Here is a 1,767-nt window from a genome sequence, read left to right as displayed (position 1 = left end):
TGAGCCTCCTGATATGAACGAAACTGTCAAGGTCCCCACTCTACACCATGTTTTGATCTGCTTTTGGCCAACTCTAAGAAGAGAAGCTATTTTTCGCTTCTTTGCTAGCTTGTTAGATGTTTAGCCAATTTTGGCTAGAATAGCTCCTTCGTTAGCTTGATGACCACTTCTCACCTCTTCGAATGGCAGTCAAGTGCTCTCCTTGACTGCCATTCGAAGAGGTGAGATACTCCTTTAAGCTAAAGAAGGAATGTGTTTTTCTCTCCTTTTTTTGACATGGAATAGAAGGTAAGAACACGGCACGAAGGCAAAAATCTCTACAGCGGTTAGCGCTCTGATATCCGTGGGTTTTCACATTTTATCTTTCCGTATAAAGGACTTATCCACTAACTCGAGACGTGCGTTAATCATTTTAGATATAGCACAGAGGAGGCGCGTGGGTTTTCCTTTCCGGTTTTTTTCTTTGCCTTCGAGCCCTATTCTCATTCATCTATTTTCTAACTAATTGGTTGTTGGAAATTGAATCAATAAAAAAATTAAGCGTTTGGTACTTCTTCTAACTCTTGTGTAATAGCCCAGATAAAACCTGCTAATTCTCTTGCCACTGCGGTAATCGCCTTTCCTTTTTCTTTCCCTCGTGATAATAAGCGAAAATATTTTTTATGCAGCCGATTTTGTGCCTTCCAGGATATGGCCAAAATAGTGGGCGACTGTCCCCTTTGACGTCTCTGTAATTCGCCTTTAACTGCTGGTTGATAGCGATAACTCCAGGCAGCTTCATTTAATAATCGTCGCACATGCCGATTTCCTGTTTTCGTGATCTTTCCTTGTCTTCTACTCTCACCACTCGAAAATTCACTTGGGACTAGACCTACATAAGCCATCAACTGCGAGGGGGTTGAGAAACGCTTAAACGAACCGATTTCAGCTACAAGACTAGTCGCTGTAATAAGCGCTATCCCTCTTAATGACTGTAACGCTTGAATGGTTGGGGCATGCACGCCCTCTGTTGCCTGAACTTTAATTTCTTCTTCTAGCCTTAGGATTCTTTGTTCTAACTCTTTTAGTTGGTGATAATATTCTTGGAAAACCACTTGTAATTTCTTGCTATTAAATTTTAATGTATCCAGCCATCTGCGATATTTGACCGTCCATTTGCTCACACCTGATGGTGGCTGGATATTATTACGGAGTAAAAATTTACTTAAACGGTGCTTAGCTCGCAGCTCATCTTCTTTTGCATCTTCACGACATCTTACAAGATCACGGAGAGCTTCATCTTCTTCTGTAGGAACATAAATTTTGGTTAATTCTCCTGCTCGATATAACTGTGCGAGTCGAATAGAGTCTCTACGATCTGTCTTTATACGCTCACCTGGTTTTTTTGGTATTAAAGATGGAGCGATTACTTCACAATGAACACCTAAGGTAAGCAACAATCTATAAAGTGGGTATCCAGTTGGACCGGCTTCATAACAGACTCGCAGATTCTTGCTATCTCCAAGTTTTTTTATTAATTGCCTAACTGCTTCTGGTGTATGAGGAATCAACCCCCAATATCTAGGCTCTCCTCGCCCCTCATCCGCAATTGCCACTGCAATTTTTTCTTTTGACACGTCTAAACCTACGTATTTTATGGTATCCTTCATAATAACTAGCTCCTTCCGTAATGTAGCTCTGATTTGGTTTGTTTTTTCCAGTAAACATTCTAACCAAATTAACCTACGATTTTACGAGTAAGGAGCTAGTTTCGTTCATGATAACTCG

1 protein-coding gene is annotated in these 1,767 nt (G+C 40.7%); it reads right to left on the bottom strand.

The genetic code is table 11. The annotated features are described in order from the left end of the window. Positions 1–536: 536 nt before the first annotated feature. Positions 537–1,649 (bottom strand): IS110 family transposase, encoded by a 1,113-nt coding sequence (locus ACFYKT_RS22260; RefSeq protein WP_389224384.1) that lies wholly within the window; start codon positions 1,647–1,649, stop codon positions 537–539. Positions 1,650–1,767: the final 118 nt, after the last annotated feature.

This window comes from Cytobacillus mangrovibacter, assembly GCF_042865275.1.
Taxonomy (GTDB): domain Bacteria; phylum Bacillota; class Bacilli; order Bacillales; family Cytobacillaceae; genus Cytobacillus; species Cytobacillus mangrovibacter.
This window is presented reverse-complemented; position numbering and strand designations above follow the sequence as displayed.